Below are 17,188 nucleotides of genomic sequence, written 5' to 3' on the forward strand. Positions count from 1 at the left end.
GCCTCTCACCGGAGCAGGTAGGGCATGTTGACCGTGACCGCCCCGGTGGGGCAGCGGGCGGCGCACGGGCCGCAGTACCAGCACTCGTCGACGTGCATGTACGCCTTGCCGTTGCGCTCGTCGATGGCGAGGGAGTCCAGCGGGCACATGTCCACGCAGAGCGTGCAGCCTTCGATGCACTTCGACTCGTCGATGGTCACGGGCACGTCGGCCCGCTGGGGCGCCAAGGGCATGGCTGTCTCCAGGGAGGGTGCGCGAAAGGGGTGTTCAGAGGGTCACAGGGACCGGTGCAGCAGGCCGCTCATCGAGATGCGGTCGCCGCGGAAGCGGACGAACTCCAGGTCGACGGGGCGGCCGTCGGCGAGATGGGTGAGCCGTTCCAGCATGAGGACCGCCGTGCCGCGCGGAGCCTCCAGCACGGCGGCGGAGTGCGCGTCCGCGGTGACGGCCTCCAGGGTGATCTCGGCGTGGCCGAGCGGTCGGCCGGTGACGGACTCCAGGAGGCGGAAGACGTCGGTGTTCTCCAGGTCGGCGCCGAGCAGGGAGGTGCCGATGTCGAGGGGCAGGTAGGTGAGGTCCAGGGAGAGGGGGACACCGCCCAGGCGGCGCAGGCGCTCGATGTAGAGGACGTCGGAGCCCGGCGGGACGCGAAGGCGTTCGGCGACCGGGGCGGGCGCCGGGACGGGGACGGTCGTACGGACCTCGTTGGTGACGCGGCCGTGTTCGTGCAGGGTCTCCGCGAGGCCCATCAGACGGTTGAGCCCGTGGGCGTACTTACGGCCCACGACCACGGTTCCGATGCCGGGCTGGCGGGCCACGAGGCCTTCGGCGCGCAGCAGGTCCAGGGCCTGGCGGACCGTGTTGCGGGTGGCGTCGTAGTCGGCGGCGAGGGCCTCCTCGTGGGGGAGAGTGCCGTCGGGGAACGCGTCGTCGAGGAGTTGACGGCGGAGCAGATCGGCCAGTTGACGGGCCCGGTCGGCGCGCAGCCGACGCCGCGTGCGGTGGGCGGCGACGGTCGTCGCGCCCTGGCCGGCGTGGTCTCGGATGCGGTCGGTGGGCGGCATGGCTGGAACCATACCTATCCGGTGGGATTAGTGGTGTTGCTGGATTGTTGCGCCACCGGGGGCTTCGGCGCTTGTGCGGATGAGCTGGGGTTTCTGTTGGGGAAGCGGGACTTCTGCCACCGGGTCGCGCGTGCCGCCCTGGGTGTACCTCGCAGGCCGTTCAGGCACTGGGGGATGGGGGGAGGCGCGACTGCCCGCAGATGGGCGGCACGGGCGGCGGGTGACTGCCCGCGGCTCGGCCGGCTACGTCAGGGCCGTCAGGCCCGGGGCGAAGGTGATCAGGAGGGGGATGAGGGGGACCAGGGCGGCTGTCGCCGTGGTCAGGGCCCGGTGGCGGCGGGTCAGGCGGGGCTGGGGTTCCAGGAGGCGGTCGACGCGTTCGCCGAGGAGGCGGTGGCTGGAGGAGCAGGACAGGACGCCGCGGTGCTGGTTCAGCTCGATCAGGGCCAGCGCGGTCGTCAGGTGGCCGCAGCGGCGGGACGCGGTGTCGTCGGCGGAGAGTTCGACCAGGCGGTGGGTCTGGTCGCAGAAGTGCGCGAAGAGCGGGACACGCGGGAAACCGGTGGCCAGGGCGGTGGACAGGTGCAGCAGCCAGTCGTGGCGGGCCCGGGCGTGGCCGCGCTCGTGGGTGAGGACTGCGTCCAGCTGATGGTCGGTGAGGCGGTGCAGGGCGCCGGTGGTGACGATCAGCTGGGGTGGGTTGCCGGGCATCCACCAGGCGTCCGGGTACTCGTCCTCCAGGACCAGCAGGGGACCGCGGGCGGCGGGGAGCCCGGCGGGCAGGTCGGGGGCACGCTCGCGCAGGTGGGCGCGGGACCGGGCGCGCCGCCGACGGGCCTCGACGAGCTCGCGGCCGAGCATCGCGGTCGTCCAGGCGGCACCGCCCGCCAGCAGCAGGGTGAGGGCGGCCGCCCAGGGCGGGCCGGCGGAGAGGTTGTACGCCGCGGTCACCGCGGGCGGCGCCGGCGCGAAGAGTTGCGCGCGGACGGTGCCGAAGACGGCGGCGGCACCGAGCACGAGAGCCGTCAGACAGCACAGCAGGACGGTGGCGACCAGGCACTGCCACACCCACAGCGCGACCACGGGATCCCGCTCGGGCCACACCGAACGGGTCAGCGCGCGAGGCACCGGCACCGCGGCGGTCACGGCGACGACGAACAGCAGGAGCAGGCAGACGGTCATGCCACTGGCTCCGGATCCTGGTCGAAGGACGGTCGGCTCTGGCTGTACAGGGGCTGTGCAGGGGCTGTACAAGGGCTGTGCTGTGCTGAGCAGGCTGAGCGAAACTGTGTGCCCGGCCGGTGTCGTGGTGGTGCGGCTCCCGGTCCTGCCGGAGGAGAGGGACGCGGCACGCACACCGCCCGACGCCAGTATGACGGGGTCGGGCGGTGCGAGTCAGGGGTCGGCGCCACCGGATCCGGAATCCCGACGTACGGGATCCCCCGGCGCACGCCCCCGCGGGGCGCCACTCGGACGCTCCGTCACACGCCCCGTCACACGTCCCCTCAGACGTCCCGTCCGACCACCCGACCGGTCACCTCGCCCAGCCCCACCCGGACGCCGCCCGGTCCCGGAGCCCAGGCCGACAACGTCACCACGTCCCCGTCCTCCAGGAACGTGCGCTTGCCGTCGGGGAGTTCCAGCGGATCGCGGCCGTTCCAGGTCAGTTCCAGCAGCGACCCGCGCTCCCGCTCGGCGGTCCCGCTCACCGTGCCCGAGCCGTAGAGGTCGCCGGTGCGCAGCGAGGCGCCGTTGACCGTCATGTGGGCCAACTGCTGGGCGGCCGTCCAGTACATGGTGGCGAACGGCGGCTCGGAGACGACATGACCGTTGACGGCGACGGAGATCCGCAGGTCGTAGCCGCCGGGTTCGTCCCGGTCGGCGCCCGTGTCGTCCAGGTAGGGCAGCAGCTCGTGCGTGCGCTCGGGCGGCGCCACCCGTGCCTCCTCCAGCGCGTCGAGCGGCGTGATCCACGCCGACACCGACGTGGTGAAGGACTTGCCGAGGAACGGGCCGAGAGGGACGTACTCCCAGGCCTGGACGTCCCGCGCGGACCAGTCGTTGAGCAGGCAGAGCCCGAAGACGTGCTCGCGGAAGTCGCCGAGCGCCACCGGGCTGCCCAGTTCGGACGGCAGGCCCACCACGAAGCCGACCTCGGCCTCGATGTCGAGGCGGACGGACGGGCCGAAGACGGGAGCGGCGTCGGCCGGAGCCTTGCGCTGCCCCGACGGGCGTACGACGTCCGTGCCGGACACGACGACCGTGCCGGAGCGGCCGTGGTACCCGATGGGGAGGTGCTTCCAGTTCGGGGTGAGGGAGTCGGCGGCGTCGGGGCGGAAGATCCGGCCGACGTTGCGGGCGTGGTTCTCGGACGCGTAGAAGTCGACGTAGTCCGCCACCTCGAAGGGCAGGTGAAGGGTCACCGACGACAGCGGGTGGAAGAGGGGTTCCAGCGTCTCGCGGTGGGACGGGACCGTCACCCAGGCCGTCAGCGCCCGCCGTACGTCGGACCAGGCGGTGCGCCCGGCCGCCAGCAGCGGGTTGAGGGTGGGCCGCGCGAGCAGGGACGCGTACGGCGAGCCGAGCGCGTGGGCCGCCGCGCCCGCGTCGAGGACGTGGTCGCCGAGCCGGACGCCCACCGTCCGCTCCGGCGAGCCGGGGATCGAGAACACACCGTACGGAAGGTTGTGCGGGCCGAAGGGATCGCCCTCGGGGACATCGAAGGGGGGCATCGGGTGCTGCCTCGCTTTCGTGCTCGCCATGTGCGCGGTGCGCGCCGTGTGCGCCGTGTGCGCCACGTGGTCGGTGTGCGCCACGTGGCGCGTGGTCGGGCCACACGTTACGGGGGACATACCGGTCTTGGGCAGTGCGGAGGCAGGTGACGCCTCGTGGCGGCGGAGGGCGCGCGCAGGCACGCTGACGTGCGGGGAGCGCCGCGCGCGCCGGGGCGCGGGCGGAGGAAAGCGGACCGCGGGACGTCTCATCGGCGTGCGCCCGCGCGAACGGTCACGGTTGTTGCGCTCCGCTTCCGCTTGTGCACACATGGTTGTCCACAGGCCGGTACGCAATCTTGACGGAGCGGTGCGAACTGGGTGACTCTGGGCGGGTGCCGGAGGGCCTCGGGGAGGGGGCCTTCGACGGCGCATCAGGGGGAGCGGATGGCCATTGGGGAGGCCGGTCCGGGTTCGGTGCGGGACGGTTCGCGGCCGAGGAGACGGCTGGAAGCGACCCTGCGCGACAGACTCGGTCGGGAATGCGTGTACGTACCGTCATGCCGTTTCGGGCTGTACGCGGCACTGCGTCACTGGTGCCCGCCCGGCGGCCGGGTGCTGATGTCGCCGGTCAACGACGACGTCATCTTCTTCGTCGTCCTCGCGGCCGGACTGCGCCCGGTACAGGCGCCGCTCGACCCGTCGGACGCGTCCATCGACATCGATGCCGTGCCCGAGGAGACGTGGGGCTCGCTGTCCGCCGTACTGACGACGAATCTGTACGGAAACCCGGACCCGGCGCCCCGGCTGCGGATCCGGTGCGACGCCCTGGGCATCCCGCTGTTCGAGGACGCGGCGCACGCCATAGGCAGCGAAGTGGGCGGCCGGCCGGTCGGCGCCTGGGGCGACGCCTCCGTCTTCAGCCTGTCCAAGCACGTCGGTGCCAAGGCGGGGGGCATCCTCGCGGTCGCCGACCCGGGCCTGCGCGAGGGGCTGGAGAAGTCCTGCGACGACCTCCTGCTGCCGCGCCGTACGACCGCCGAACTGGCCTACGCGGTACGGCCGTACGCGGAGGCCGCCGTCCGCGGGCTGCGGCTGCGGCGGGCCGCCTGGGCCACGCTGCGGCTGCTGGGGCTGACGGAGCGCGAGGGGATCCGGATGCCGCTGCGCCCGGACGAACTGGCACGCGCGGCCGCCTCGGCACCCGGCCTGGACGCTCACGACCCCTGGGTCCGCGTCGACATGCACGACTACCGGCTGCGGGCCGGCCGGTTCCGGCTCGGGCGCATCGGGCGCAGGCTCGACCGGCTGGACGACGTACTCGCGGGCTGCCGGGCCGGGACGGAGCTGCTGCTGTCCACGCGCTGGGCGGGGCCGGCCGCCCGGGCAGGCGAGGGCAGCGGGTCGGCGGCGGGCACGGGCGGCGGGTCGGCGGCGGGGGCGGTACAGCCGTTGTTCCGCGTGCCGTTGCTGGTGGCGGACCGGGACGCGGCCGTCCGCGCGCTGGCCCGGCGCGGCATCGTCGTCGGCTACCTCTACGACCCGCCCCTGGACGACTACGCGGGCGCGGCCTTCACCGATCTGTCGCCCGCCCCCGAGGGGGCGCGCTGGTTCGCGCGGCACGCGCTGCCCGTGGATCCGCTGCGGGCCCGCGCGGTCGTCGCCGCGTTGGAGGAGTCCGGAGTACGACCGGCCGAGACGCCGGAAGGGCTGGTTGCGTCCGGTGGCTGAGACCCGGGTGCACGAGGCCGCCGCGGCACCCGCGGGCGGCGGCTCGACCGTGCCCCCGGACGGACACGGTGGCGACTCGCTCTTCAAGAACGCCTACTTCCTGATGCTCAGCACCGGCGTCTCCGCCGTGCTCGGCCTGGGCTTCTGGCTCGTGGCCGCCCGCTACTACTCGGAGGAGGCCGTCGGCCAGGGCTCCGCGGCCATCGCCGCCATGCGGCTGCTCGCCAGCATCACCGCGACCACGATGATCGGCGCCGTCGTCCGCTTCGTGCCGCGCGCCGGTCGCGCCACCGGAGGGCTGGTGTGGCGTGCGTACGCGGCGAGTTCGGTCGTCGTCGCCGTGGCCGCCGTCGTCTTCCTTCTCACCCTCGACCTGTGGGGCGCCTCGTACGCCCCGCTCGGCACGCTCGAGGCGGGGACGCTGTTCGTCGCCGCGTGCGTGGCCTGGGCGCTGCTCACTCTCCAGGACGGGGTGCTGACCGGGCTGCGCAAGGCGGAGTGGGTGCCCGCCGGGAACGCGGTGTTCTCGGTCGGGAAGCTGATCCTGCTGGCCCTCTTCGCCACCACGCTCCCGGTGCTCGGCATCTTCGTGTCCTGGGCGGTGGCCATCGCCTTCTCCACCGTGCCGCTCGGCTGGCTGATCTTCCGCAGACTCATCCCGCGCCAGGCCGCCGCCGACCGCGAGGTGGAGCCGCCCGCCGTCCGCGAGATGGGCCGCTTCCTGGCCGGGGACTCCCTGGGCGCGCTCTTCAGCCTGGCGATGATCAACCTGCTGCCGGTGATGGTCGCGGTCAACTTCAGCGCCGCGGAGAACGGCTACTTCTACGTGGCCTACACCGTCGGCGGCACCATGGAGTTCATGGCCATCAACATGGCCTCCTCCCTCACCGCGCACGCCTCGCACGACCCGCGCCGCCTCGCCGACGGCGTCCGGGGAGCGCTGCGCCGCATGACGCTGCTGCTGGTGCCGGTCGTCCTCTTCCTGGTCGTCTTCGCCCCGCAGATCCTCGCCCCCTTCGACGCGGACTACGCCGAGCACGGCTCGACGGTGCTGCGGCTGCTGGCCGTCGGGGCGCTGCCGAGGGTCGTGGTCGAGCTGTACATCGGGGTGCTGCGCGTCCAGGGCCGGACCGGGGTGCTCGCCGCCGTGCAGGGCACCATGTGCGTCCTCGTACTGGGCAGCGCGGCGATGCTGTTCACGCCGGCCGGGATCGCGGGCGCCGGCTGGGCGGTGCTGGTGAGCATGACGGTGGTCGCCGTCGGTTGCGCGCCCGGCCTGCGCGCGGCGCTGCGCGGCATGGACGACGCCGGCCGCAAGGGTCCGCGGGCGGGCGGCAGACGGCGCGGCCGCAGGGGCCCGGCCGTCACCGGCCCGGACTTCGGCACCCGCTGGGCCCGGCTGAACGCGGCCGCCGGCTACGGCACCAACTGGGCGCGCTGGGCGGACTACGAGCAGCGGAACCTCGGCCAGGGCACCGCCGGGCCCGTCGGACGAGTCGACCCCGCCGACACCGCCGGACTGTTCATCGGCCGTCCCGGGTACGAGCGCGAGGCGCTGCAGGCGGACACCCTGGCGCTGGTCGTCCGGCCGCACCCGGCCGACGCGGACGCCGCCACCGGTACCGCTACCGCCACCGGTACCGCTACCGCCACCGGTACCGCTACCGCCACCGGTACCGCTACCGGTGCCGGTGCCGGGAGCGACGTCGGAGCCGGCGTCGAGGCCAGGTCCGGGACGGATGCCCGGGAGCGGTGGCTGAGAGGCGTCCTGTGGTACCTGCTCGCCGTCGCCACCGCCGTCTTCTGGGCGGCGCTGCGCGGCCTGCCGTGGCTCGACGGCGCCTCCGGCAGCAGCCGAACGGCCGGACTGACGGGGCGTCGGCTGCTGGAAGAACTGCCGGTCACCGCCCTGGTCGCGGGAGGCGTGCTGCTCCTGGTGTTCGTCGCCTCGCTGACGCTGTGCACAGTGCGCGACGCCCGGCTGCCCGGGGCCGCTCTCGGCTCCGCACTACTGGCCCTGCACGCCGCGCCCGTCGCCCTCGGACGGGAACCCCGGGAAGTCGGCGGGGCGTTGTACGCGAGGACGGCCGGCGCACTCGCGGACGCGGTGGGGCTGGGCGGGCCCGAGCCCTTGCTGCGGTGGGTGCCGCAGGTCGCCCTTCTCCTGTGCCTCGTTCCGCTGGGGCTGCTGCTCGTGCGCGCGGTCGGACGGCTGACGTGGCCCGGGTGCTGGGGCGTCCTGTATCTCGCCGCGGTGGGCGGCTGGGTGTGGCGGCAGACGCTCGCGCCCGCCGCACTGCCGCTGCTCGTCGCACTGGCCGTACTCGTGGTACTGGTCGCACTCCTGCTCCGGCTCCTGCCGGTCAGCGGGACGGCACGGGCTGGTGGAAGTACCCGTTCTTCCCCGCCTCCCGGTAACCCTCGAGCCCCGGCCCGTCGTTGACCGTCAGGTCGCACGCGGGCTCCTCGGAGGGCGGCCGGTTCCAGTGCACCAGCGCCTTGACCTGCGGGAGCTTCTTCACGTCGGCCGGGATCCGGGTGTACCAGTCGCGCTGACGCGTCGGGTTGTCGGCGTCGGGTGCGGTGGCGAACTCCGCGAGCATCACCGGCTTGCCGTCGGTGACGTTCTCCCGCAGCCATGCGTAGCTGGGCCGCTGGCTGCGCAGGAAGTCCTTCCAGTCCGTGGTGTTGTGGCACTGGTAGTAGTTGTACTGGTCCATGGCGATCCAGTCGACGTACTCGTCCCCGGGGTAGAGCGCCTTCATCTCGTCCGCGCTGCCGAGGTAGCCGGAGACGGTCCACACCCACACGACGTTGTCGGCGCCCAGCTCACGGAACCGGTCGTGCAGATGGCGGTACGCCGCGACGAACTCCTCGGGTTTGCCCGCGCCTTCCTTGATGCGGGCGTCGGTCTCCTGGTCGAAGGAGACGAAGACCCGTTTGCCGTAGGCCTTGATGCGCCGGATCTGCGGGTCGAGGATCTCCTCGTCGTACTTCCCCGAGGCGATGTTCTTCCAGCCGAGCTGGGTCTCGGTCCAGTTCTCGTGGTGCGGCTCGGTCCAGATCGTGGACTCCCAGGCCAGCATGAGCAGCCTGTCCCTGCCGAGCTCCTGCTCGTCCGGGGTGAGCAGTTGGCCGTCGAGTTCGGTGCCGGACATGTCGTGGTAGTTGTAGACGAGGTCCAGCTTCCGGCCGATCCGTTTCTCGAAGCCGAGCACCGCGTCCTTGAGCGACCCGTTCCCCGCGTACGGCACGTACGCGCCCCACCAGGCCCCGCAGCCGGGTACGAGTGTGTCGCTGGGCGCGCACGGACCGGTGGGCGCCTTTCCGGAGGCCGCGTTGCCGGGCAGGGCGTCCCCGGAGGCGTCCGGTTCCTCCGAGCGGCCGGCCCAGATGCCGAGCCCGGCGATCAGCGCGGCCACCGCCACCAGTACGACGGCCGTGTAGGCGCGTTTCGCCGAGCCCCTGCCTGCTGCCCCCGTGCCTGCTACCCCGGTGCCTGCCACTCCCGTGCCGGTCACTCCCATGCCCGTCGCCCCACCGGAATCGGACGGCTCGTGTCCCCTCTGCCGGCCCGTCACGTGCCGCCGCCCGGGGCGGGCCGGCGTTGGGCGCGGTCGGCCGCGGCGCGCCGGGCGGCGGGCAGCGGGAGACCCGGCAGTGCCGCGGTGACCGTGGTGAAGACGGCGAGCGACACGACGAACGCGGTCGTCGAGAAGGCCTCCACCAGGAACAGCGCGGTGGCGGTGAGCACCCCGAGCGAGAGGCTGACGGGCGCGGCGAGCGCGGCGGCCTCCAGCCGGGCGCCCTCGGCCAGGCCGCGCGGCTGCGGATACAGCGCCGCGCAGCCCGGTCCGAACAGGGTGAAGAGCAGCACCGGTATCCAGCGCAGCGGTGACGGGCCGGGTACGGCGGTGGCGGCCAGCGCCAGCCAGCCGGAGGCGGCGACGAGGACTCTGAGATGTGCCGGGGTCACCCTGGAGCCCCGGGTCCCTTCGGTGCGGCCGGTGTTCTGGGAGTCCGTGGAGTCCGTGGGGTCTGTGGTGTTCATGGACTGACCTGACTGCCCTTCGTCGCGTCGGTTTTCGGGTCACCTGGTGGTCGTCATGGGGTGGTCGTCATGGGATGGCCGGGCGATACTCCAGAACCACGCCGTACGGATGGCTCTCGACGGTCCTGAAGAGCGGCGAGGCGGACAGCTCGGTGCGCAGCCTCGCGAAGCCGTCGGCAGGCAGCAGGCCCTCTCCGGCGGTGTAGACGTCCTGGGTGCGGGTGAGGATCACGTACGCGGTCGTCCGCGGCGGGATCCCGTCGGCGAGGTAGCCGGCCGGGTCTTTCAGCATCCGCTCGTTCTCGGGGAGTTCCTGCTCGGCGAAGTACCAGTGCTCGAGGCTGTCGTAGCGGTGCAGCGCCTGCGGGAAGGAGCCGGTGGTGGCGAGGATCAGCGAGCCCTCGGGGGCGTTGTCGAGGGTCCGGGTGACCAGGGCGGTCTCCGCGGGCGGCGTGTAGTACATCTTCTCCTTGCCGTAGTACGACGGCAGGAAGCCGGCCAGCAGCACCAGCAGGACCGTCGGCAGCGCGACGGCCGCGACCCTCTGCCGCGGCGCCTTGGCGAGCCCCGGTCGGTCGCGGTGGGCGCCCGCGAAGGCCGGCACGAGCGCCGCGGCGGCGAAGAACGCCCCGCCGGGCAGTGCGAACAGGTAGACGCGGAAGAGCATTTCGCCGCCGTAGTCGTTGACGACGAACAGCGGCACCGGGGCGACGGAGACCAGCAGCAGCGGCAGCGCGCTACGGGTCAGCCGTCGCCGCAGCACGACGGCGGCACCGGCGAGGGCGATGATCGCCAGCACCATCGCGACGTTGGCGGTGCCGGCGAGTTCGGGTCCTGGCCCGGTGAGCTGACCCGCGTAGCCGGCGCGGGAGTTCTGGGTCAGTTCGCCGAGGGACTCCTTCAGGGTGGAGAGCGTCTCGACGAAAAGTGGCCGCCCCATGGTCAGGTCCCACGTCAGCATCAGCAGGCCGGCGACGACCAGCAGCCCGACGTTGCGGTAGCGGCGGGTGAGGTTGAGGGCGAGCAGACAGACGCAGAGCATCACCGGTGTGAGCTGGTGCGTGGCGTTGATCGCGGCGATCAGCGGGGCGAGGATCACCACGCAGATCGTGCGCTGTCCGCTTCCGGTCGGCGGGGGGACGCCGGCCGCCGCCGGGTCGAGGAAGGAGCGGTCGCGCAGCCGTCCGGCGGAGCCGGGGCGCACGAAGTGCCGCAGCACCACCGCGAGGACCGTCAGGTGCAGCAGGTAGGCGAGTCCCTGCGGGGCGAAGTAGTCCTGGCCCACCCAGTTGGCGAGCTGGAAGATCCAGACGGCGGCCCACACCAGCCGCCAGTCCCGGCAGAAGGTGCGGTAGATCAGCACCAGTACCGGCATCATGAGCAGGCCGAAGACGATCGGGGCCCAGTTGGCGTACGCGGCGGCGCTCTCCACACCGAAGGCGCGGACCAGGCCGCCGTTGAGCGTGAAGAACCCCGGCCACTGGTCGTACGCCGACATGTTGCCCGACAGCGCCGCCTCCGGCCGGAGTTCCCCGTTCGCGAGCAGCGTGTTGACGACGGCGTCGTGCTTGGAGGCCCACGGGTAGCGCACCGCGTCGTAGAGCACCGCCGGTGGTGCCTTGAGGGCGAACAGCATCGCGGCACAGTGCGCGGCCGGCCACCAGGGGGCGGTGGCCGCGCGCCGCAGGCTGAGCACGAAGCCCGCGGTGAGGACCAGCAGCGAGAGGTAGTAGGGGAGGGGCAGGCGGTCCAGCAGGCCGTAGTCGCCCATCTCACGGAAGCCGATGCGGGGCAGCGCGTACACCCACAGCGCGGTGGCGGGCAGCAGCGTCAGCAGGCCGAGGGTGCGGGGGCGGCGGAGGGCGGCCCGCCAGGAACCGGGCCCGCCGGGCTCCCCGCCGGTGGGCCGTCCCGGGGCGGTGAGGGGATCGGCGGGCGGCGGCATGCTGCTCTCGGCGGTCGGAACGGGCACATGGTGCTGCACGCTGAAGCTCCCCTCCCCTGGGGCCAAGTATAGGAATTTACTCGGCTTTTCACACCCAAATCATCCGGTTCCCCGCGGCTCGCTCACCCGGGGAACACGGGGCCGTGCAGGACGGCACGGGCCCGGCGGTACCACCGCCAGCCGACCGTCTTCGGGCCGTCGCGGTAGGGCGCGGTCCGGGCGCCGTCCCCCGCCAGCCAGCCCTCGACGTCGGCGACCGTGTGGCCACGCCGCACGATGAGCCGGGCGATGCGGTACCGCTCGTCGCGGTCCGAACTGAGCGCGTGCCGCACGGCGGTCGCCGTCTCGTACCCGGCACGGGCCGACAGCGCCCGGACCTTCGCGCTGTTGTAGCCGTGCGGGTAGGCGAGGTGACGGACCGGATGGCCGAGGGCGTCCTCCAGTACCGCCTTGGAGGTGCGCAGTTCGTACGCGAGGTCCTCGGTGGACAGGGTGTCGAGCTGGGCGTGGGTGACGGTGTGACTGCCGATCTCCATGCCGGAACGTTCCAGCGCGGCCACCGCGTCCAGGGTCATCATCGGGGCGGGCGGCAGCAGACTGCGGCCGCCCGGAGTGATGGCCCCGGTGGTGAGATAGGCGGTGGCGGGCAGCGCGCGCCCGGCCAGCGCCTCGGCCGTGGGACCGGGCAGGTCGGCGAAGCCGTCGTCGAAGGTGAGCAGCACCGGCCGGGGCGGCAGCGGTGCCCGCCGGGCGAGGTGGTCGGCGAGCGCACCGATCGTGACCGGCTTCCTGCCGCTGTCGGCGATCGCGTCCAGGTGTGCGGCGAACTCCTTCGGCGTGACGCTGAACTCGGCGATCCACGAGGGCGGATCGTCCATCACCGCGTGGTAGAGGAAGACGGGGATGTGCCGTGCCCAGGCCTCGCTCATCGCGCCTCCCGTGCGACCGTGCGCAGGGCGCGGCGGGCGCGCAGATAGCCGACGGGGCCGTACAGCATGCCCCGGCGCTGCAACCGCGACAGGCGGCGCGGCCAGGGATGGGTCCGTTCGTCGTGGGCGCCGGGCGCACCGCCGCCCCCCGTTTCCCGTACGGCGGTCAGGCCCCGCGCGTGTGCCAGCCCGCCCGGCAGCCGGACGAGGAGGGCCGGCAGCAGCGCGGGCCGGTTCACCAGGACCGCGGTGAGATACGCGGTGAGGCCCGCGCCGTAGCCGAACGCCTGGGTCTCCAGGTCCCGCCAGGTCTCCCGGTGGTGGTGCCAGACCAGTGCCGAGGGCGTGTAGCGCAGCCGCCGCCCCTGGGCGAGGACGCGGACGAACCCGTAGAGGTCGTCGCCGCCCCGCGCGCGCGTGCCCGCGCCGGTCGCCGGGTCGAAGCCGCCGACCGTCCGCAGCACCGCCGTACGGAAGGCCATGTTGGCGCCGGAGCCGAAGCGGCCCGCGGTGAACGGGAACAGCGGCTCGTCGGCGGGCGGGTGCTCCGGGTCGTACGTCCGTGGCGTGAACCCCTTCGCGAAGCCGCCGTGGCTCTCCAGCAGGACCTGGGCGGGGGTGCCCAGCCGCGCGGGAAGGATCAGTCCGGTGGTGCAGCCGAGGCGCGGGTCGGCGGTGAAGGGCGCGGTCAGTTCGGTGAGCCAGCGCGGGTCGGCGACCACGTCGTCGTCGGTGAAGGCGGCCACCTCGCCCCGCGCGAGGGCGAGACCCCGGTTGTGCGCGACGGCGAGGCCGGGCACCGGTTCGCACACGTAGCGGACGCGTTCGCCGTACTTGCGCAGCACCAGGTCCCGCGTCTCGCCGGTCAGGGGCGCGTTGTCGACGACGACGACGTCGAAGTCCGGGTGGTCCTGCGCGAGCAGCGAGTCCAGGGCGCGGGCGAGCGGACCCGCGCGCTCCCGGGTGGCGACCACGACCGTGGCGGACGGCGGTACGGAAGGCGGTACGGAAGGCGGTGCGGACGGCGCTGCGGTCGGCGACTCGGTCGGCGACTCGGGCGGCTCCCCGCGGGGCAGCTGCCGGGCGAGTCCGGCGAGCACCCGGGTGGGGTCCGCGCCCTCGGGCACCCGCCCGACCAGCGTGCCGACGGGCCGGCCCGCCCGTCTGACCAGAAGGAACACCGCGCCGGACGCGACCGGCGGGCTCCCCGGCCCGGGTCTGAGCACCGCGTCCCCGGCGCCATCGGCACCCCCGGCGTCCTCGCCGCCGAGATCCAGCTCGGCCACCTGCACCGACCCGAGGCCGAGGAACTCCGCGATCTCCCGCCGTGTCTCCGCTCGCGCACGCCCCGCACCGGCCATGCGCCCACCCCCCTAGTGGCTGCCACCGTCGGTGGTCGTCTCCGTCATGACCGGCGCAGCCGGCCCGCGCCCCTCAACGTCCGTGCCGCCAGCGACGCCAGCCGCGGCCGGTCGCGTACGAAACCGTGCGCGAGGCGGGCCGGTTCGCGGCCGAGCCAGTGCAGCGCGGCGCCCGCCCCCACGCGCGTCGCCGCCCCCTCGTACACGGGCATCTCACCGGTCTTGAGGGAGTCCTTGTACTCCGCCGGGCCCCGCCCCAGGTCGAGCAGGCCGATGCCCTCGGCGGCCGCGGCCTCGGCCATGCGCAGATGCAGCACCAGTCCCGGCGAGTACTTCGCGAAGTCCGGGTCGTACGCCGGGAACCAGCAGGCCAGGACCTTCGCCGAGCGCAGCCCGAAGTGAGCGGCGACCGGCCGGCCGCCGGCGTAGAGCACGGACAGCGTGCCGGTGCACTGCGGCGCCCGGGTCTCGGCGAGCCGGGTGACGAGCCGGGTGATCCACTCCTGTGCGAACCGGTCCCGGCGCCCCGTCCTGCGGTACTGCGCCGACTTCCACTCCATGAGCGTGCGCAGCGCGGCCGGAGCGCGCTCGTCGAACACGAAGCGGACGTCCCCGGCCTGGCGGCCCAGCCTGCGCTCCTTGGCGAGGGTGGTCTTCAGGAACTTCGGCGACCGGTCGCGCAGTACGTCCTCGTACGCCTCGTAGCCCTTCTCCACGTCGATGACGTAGGTGGTGTGCTCGTCGGCGGCGTGCGGCACGAACAGCCCCTGCTGCGCCTCCAGGTTGTCGAAGGCGAAGCTCGACAGGGAGCAGGCCCGCAGCAGTTCGCGGAGGTTCGGGGTGAGGTCCTGGCGCAGTACCGCGCCCTGGCAGTCCGACACCCCGAGTCCGATCGCCCGGCCCTGGCCCAGTGGTCCGCGCTCGTAGGGCAGGAAGCCGGCCGCCTCACCGCCGTCGTGGACCACCGCCACCCGCGCCCGCGGCCGTACCCGGCCCACGACGTCGGTGAACTCCGGTTCCATGAACGGGTTGCGCGGCGCCGTCGACCTGGCGCGCAGCTCGCGCCAGTGCGCCCGCTCGCCCTCGCCCAGTTCCTCCGGCCTGAGCACACGCACACGTCCGCTGTTCAACCCGACCCCCCGATCAAGTCCCCCCTGAACAACAGTGAAGGTACCCCGGGGGCCGCCCGGCGGGTAGGTAGCGGACCATCTTGTTGCCAACCGGTGCACAGGCCTTTAACCGGCCTTAGACGATGATGTGCCAGGTTTCGGACATGATCGGGCGCGCTCGTGCATCCTCGTGCGGGTTCGAACGCACTCGCTACGTCCTCGTTCGGAAGCGGTCGCGGGTGAGTCGGACGGGTGCGGTGTCCGTATTCTCTGATCATGGACCGCACCGCATATTCACTCGTCGCGACCGACCTGGACGGCACGCTGCTCCGCGGCGACGACACCGTCTCCGACCGGTCGCTGGCCGCGCTGGAGCGGGTGGCCGGGGCCGGTGCGCGGCATCTGGTGGTGACGGGACGGCCGGCCCCCCGGGTGCGGTCCCTGCTCGACCGCCTCGGCGCCACGGGGCTCGCGGTGTGCGGGCAGGGCGCGCAGGTGTACGACGCCGGCGCGCACCGCATGCTGTGGTCGGTCACCCTGGACCGGGAGCTGGCCGAGACCGCGCTCGGCAAGATCGAGGCCGAGGTGGGCCAGGTGCACGCCGCGGTCGACCAGGACGGCGTGGACGGGCTGACGCTCATCGAGCCGGGGTACCTGATGCCCCACCCGACACTGCCCGCGGTGCGCGTCGAGCGGCGCGACGAGCTGTGGGCCACGCCGATCAGCAAGGTGCTGCTGCGCCACCCCGAGCTGACCGACGACGAGTTGGCGGCGACGGCGCGCGCGGTGGTCGGTTCCCTCGCGACGGTCACGATGTCCGGGCCCGGAACCGTGGAACTCCAGCCCTGCGGCATCACCAAGGCGACCGGACTGGCACTGGCCGCCGAGCACCTGGGCCTGGGGCGGCGGCGGACGATCGCCTTCGGGGACATGCCCAACGACATCCCCATGTTCCACTGGGCGGCCCACGGCGTCGCCATGGCCGGCGCCCACCCCGAACTCAAGGCGGTGGCCGACGAGGTCACCCTCACGAACGAGGACGACGGCGTGGCCGTCGTCCTCGAGCGGATCTTCGCTACCTCTTAGTACGGCTCAGTACGCGCTGAAGACGTTGTCCATCGAGCCGTAGCGGTCGGCCGCGTAGTTGCAGGCCGCGGTGATGTTGGCGACCGGGTCGTACGGGTCCCAGGAGGTGCCCTCCACGTGGTACGCCTGGAAGGTCGGGTCGATCACCTGGAGCAGGCCCTTGGACGGGGTGCCGTTGACGGCGTTGATGTCCCAGTTGTTGATCGCGAGCGGGTTGCCGGACGACTCCCGCATGATGTTGCGGTGAATGCCGTCGTACGACCCGGGGATGCCGTGCTGCGCCATGATGTCGAGCGACTCCCGGATCCAGCCGTCCAGGTTGTCCGGGTACGTGGTCGCCGCCGCCGTGGTGGCGGTGGTGGCGGCCGGGGTGGCCGCGGAGGCCGTGGTGGCGCCGATGAGCGGCAGCGCGAGCACCGCGGCACCGGTGCCGGCCACGGCGAGCTTGCGGGCGAGGCGGCTGGTGCGGGCGTGACGGTTCTGACCGTTGACAGACATGTTTCCCTCTCCTTACGCCTACGAGGTGAGCTGTCGGGTTCGGGCGGGGAGGTGCCCGGCCGTGCCCTGACGGGTACGGCTTCACCCCGAGCCGCTCCGGTGGTGACCGGTGCGGCGACTTACCTGGGTCCCCCGCTCCTGCCTGCGAGTTTGTTGGGTGGATGACTGTGCGTCCGGGCGGTGGCAGGATTCGGCGTCCGCCCGACAGGCCGGGAACGTATGCGAGAGCACATGTCCGGAACAAGTGCAGGAATCACCCAACATGCCTGTTGACCTTGGTCTGAGGTGTTTGGGGCTCTTGATCCTTTGCTGTTGCCAAGCCCCAACTGGCTTGCGGCGCAAAGGGAGGGCACAGATTGCGGCGGGGTTGCCTGAGGGCGGTTCGGAGTGAGCCAACTCACGGGCCTCAACAAGCGCGGCAAAACGGGCATTAGTCTCAAGTGCTCTTCAACCGACCTCCGGTGGGGAGGGCTTCGGGTGTCGGATGGGACGGGGAGGGAAGCGGGGTGAGGGGAGAGGTGGAGGACGGGGGTGCAGGGGGAGTGGAGTGGGGGCGGAGTCGCGTAGCGCGTCTGCCGGGCCGGCGCGTGTCGGGCGGGTGACGTTCTCGAAGTGCGGGCCGTTGGGAGGAGTGATGGGATCTTGGGTGGCGGCTTCCGGCCCGCTCGCGCTCCGGGGCACATTCCCTCTGGCGATATCAATC

14 protein-coding genes and 1 riboswitch are annotated in these 17,188 nt (G+C 72.9%); of the genes, 3 read left to right on the forward strand and 11 right to left on the reverse strand.

Annotated elements, in window-relative coordinates:
• Positions 1–5: 5 nt before the first annotated feature.
• The 4 genes from ACGH7X_RS22795 to fahA all read right to left on the reverse strand — a co-directional run bounded on the left by ACGH7X_RS22795 (position 6) and on the right by fahA (position 3,796).
• Entirely contained in the window at positions 6–233 is a 228-nt protein-coding gene (locus tag ACGH7X_RS22795) for a ferredoxin family protein (protein ID WP_030145386.1), read from the reverse strand.
• A gap of 42 nt (positions 234–275) precedes the next feature.
• Positions 276–1,064, reverse strand: coding sequence for a GntR family transcriptional regulator (locus ACGH7X_RS22800; RefSeq protein ID WP_399887407.1), 789 nt, complete (start codon positions 1,062–1,064; stop codon positions 276–278).
• 243 nt (positions 1,065–1,307) lie between these two features.
• On the reverse strand, positions 1,308–2,246 hold the full coding sequence (locus ACGH7X_RS22805; protein ID WP_399887409.1) for a M56 family metallopeptidase: 939 nt from the start codon (positions 2,244–2,246) through the stop codon (positions 1,308–1,310).
• 323 nt (positions 2,247–2,569) lie between these two features.
• Positions 2,570–3,796 carry a fumarylacetoacetase gene (gene fahA, locus ACGH7X_RS22810; protein WP_399887411.1) on the reverse strand — a complete coding sequence of 409 codons (1,227 nt, stop codon included), beginning with the start codon at positions 3,794–3,796 and terminating at the stop codon, positions 2,570–2,572.
• Between the two features lie 498 nt (positions 3,797–4,294).
• Here fahA and ACGH7X_RS22815 point away from each other — a divergent pair, with 498 nt between their 5' ends.
• Together ACGH7X_RS22815 and ACGH7X_RS22820 are read left to right on the forward strand one after the other, a co-directional pair.
• Positions 4,295–5,506: a DegT/DnrJ/EryC1/StrS family aminotransferase gene (locus ACGH7X_RS22815; RefSeq protein WP_399897267.1), complete on the forward strand. Its 1,212-nt coding sequence runs from the start codon at positions 4,295–4,297 to the stop codon at positions 5,504–5,506.
• Entirely contained in the window at positions 5,499–7,949 is a 2,451-nt protein-coding gene (locus ACGH7X_RS22820; protein ID WP_399887413.1) for a lipopolysaccharide biosynthesis protein, read from the forward strand. Before ACGH7X_RS22815 ends, ACGH7X_RS22820 begins: the two co-directional genes overlap by 8 nt.
• On the opposite strand, the gene ACGH7X_RS22825 is transcribed toward ACGH7X_RS22820, so the two are convergent.
• The 6 genes from ACGH7X_RS22825 to ACGH7X_RS22850 form a co-directional block, all read right to left on the reverse strand.
• Positions 7,870–9,033, reverse strand: a complete 1,164-nt coding sequence (locus ACGH7X_RS22825) for a glycoside hydrolase family 26 protein (protein ID WP_399887415.1) — start codon at positions 9,031–9,033, stop codon at positions 7,870–7,872. The two genes, ACGH7X_RS22820 and ACGH7X_RS22825, sit on opposite strands and share 80 nt — an antisense overlap.
• A gap of 50 nt (positions 9,034–9,083) precedes the next feature.
• A complete protein-coding gene (locus ACGH7X_RS22830) occupies positions 9,084–9,557 on the reverse strand; it encodes a hypothetical protein (protein ID WP_399887416.1) in 474 nt (157 codons plus the stop codon).
• A gap of 67 nt (positions 9,558–9,624) precedes the next feature.
• The gene (locus ACGH7X_RS22835; protein ID WP_399897270.1) at positions 9,625–11,502 is read right to left on the reverse strand and encodes a hypothetical protein; all 1,878 of its coding nucleotides are present in this window, start codon (positions 11,500–11,502) and stop codon (positions 9,625–9,627) included.
• A gap of 122 nt (positions 11,503–11,624) precedes the next feature.
• On the reverse strand, positions 11,625–12,431 hold the full coding sequence (locus ACGH7X_RS22840; protein ID WP_399887418.1) for a polysaccharide deacetylase family protein: 807 nt from the start codon (positions 12,429–12,431) through the stop codon (positions 11,625–11,627).
• Positions 12,428–13,792 (reverse strand): glycosyltransferase, encoded by a 1,365-nt coding sequence (locus ACGH7X_RS22845; protein WP_399887420.1) that lies wholly within the window; start codon positions 13,790–13,792, stop codon positions 12,428–12,430. The genes ACGH7X_RS22840 and ACGH7X_RS22845 overlap by 4 nt, the downstream gene beginning before the upstream one ends.
• A gap of 44 nt (positions 13,793–13,836) precedes the next feature.
• Complete coding sequence (locus ACGH7X_RS22850; protein ID WP_399887422.1) at positions 13,837–14,907, reverse strand: GNAT family N-acetyltransferase; 1,071 nt, start codon at positions 14,905–14,907, stop codon at positions 13,837–13,839.
• Between the two features lie 270 nt (positions 14,908–15,177).
• Between ACGH7X_RS22850 and ACGH7X_RS22855 the strand changes: the two genes are divergently transcribed.
• Positions 15,178–15,987, forward strand: a complete 810-nt coding sequence (locus ACGH7X_RS22855) for an HAD family hydrolase (RefSeq protein WP_399887424.1) — start codon at positions 15,178–15,180, stop codon at positions 15,985–15,987.
• Positions 15,988–15,993: 6 nt separating this feature from the next.
• On the opposite strand, the gene ACGH7X_RS22860 is transcribed toward ACGH7X_RS22855, so the two are convergent.
• Entirely contained in the window at positions 15,994–16,485 is a 492-nt protein-coding gene (locus tag ACGH7X_RS22860; protein ID WP_399887426.1) for a transglycosylase SLT domain-containing protein, read from the reverse strand.
• A gap of 1 nt (position 16,486) precedes the next feature.
• A riboswitch (cyclic di-AMP (ydaO/yuaA leader) is annotated at positions 16,487–16,655 on the reverse strand.
• Positions 16,656–17,188 lie beyond the last annotated feature (533 nt).

It is taken from the genome of Streptomyces sp. BBFR51 (assembly GCF_044591655.1).
GTDB lineage: Bacteria > Actinomycetota > Actinomycetes > Streptomycetales > Streptomycetaceae > Streptomyces.

What these genes read in the sequence shown, in the direction of transcription:
- ACGH7X_RS22840 (WP_399887418.1), bottom strand. Translation starts at nt 12,431, where the DNA reads ATGAGCGAGGCCTGGGCACGGCACATCCCCGTCTTCCTCTACCACGCG.
- ACGH7X_RS22860 (WP_399887426.1), bottom strand. Translation starts at nt 16,485, where the DNA reads ATGTCTGTCAACGGTCAGAACCGTCACGCCCGCACCAGCCGCCTCGCC.
- ACGH7X_RS22835 (WP_399897270.1), bottom strand. Translation starts at nt 11,502, where the DNA reads ATGCCGCCGCCCGCCGATCCCCTCACCGCCCCGGGACGGCCCACCGGC.
- ACGH7X_RS22830 (WP_399887416.1), bottom strand. Translation starts at nt 9,557, where the DNA reads ATGAACACCACAGACCCCACGGACTCCACGGACTCCCAGAACACCGGC.
- fahA (WP_399887411.1), bottom strand. Translation starts at nt 3,796, where the DNA reads ATGCCCCCCTTCGATGTCCCCGAGGGCGATCCCTTCGGCCCGCACAAC.
- ACGH7X_RS22800 (WP_399887407.1), bottom strand. Translation starts at nt 1,064, where the DNA reads ATGCCGCCCACCGACCGCATCCGAGACCACGCCGGCCAGGGCGCGACG.
- ACGH7X_RS22855 (WP_399887424.1), top strand. Translation starts at nt 15,178, where the DNA reads ATGGACCGCACCGCATATTCACTCGTCGCGACCGACCTGGACGGCACG.
- ACGH7X_RS22845 (WP_399887420.1), bottom strand. Translation starts at nt 13,792, where the DNA reads ATGGCCGGTGCGGGGCGTGCGCGAGCGGAGACACGGCGGGAGATCGCG.
- ACGH7X_RS22795 (WP_030145386.1), bottom strand. Translation starts at nt 233, where the DNA reads ATGCCCTTGGCGCCCCAGCGGGCCGACGTGCCCGTGACCATCGACGAG.
- ACGH7X_RS22825 (WP_399887415.1), bottom strand. Translation starts at nt 9,033, where the DNA reads ATGGGAGTGACCGGCACGGGAGTGGCAGGCACCGGGGTAGCAGGCACG.
- ACGH7X_RS22805 (WP_399887409.1), bottom strand. Translation starts at nt 2,246, where the DNA reads ATGACCGTCTGCCTGCTCCTGCTGTTCGTCGTCGCCGTGACCGCCGCG.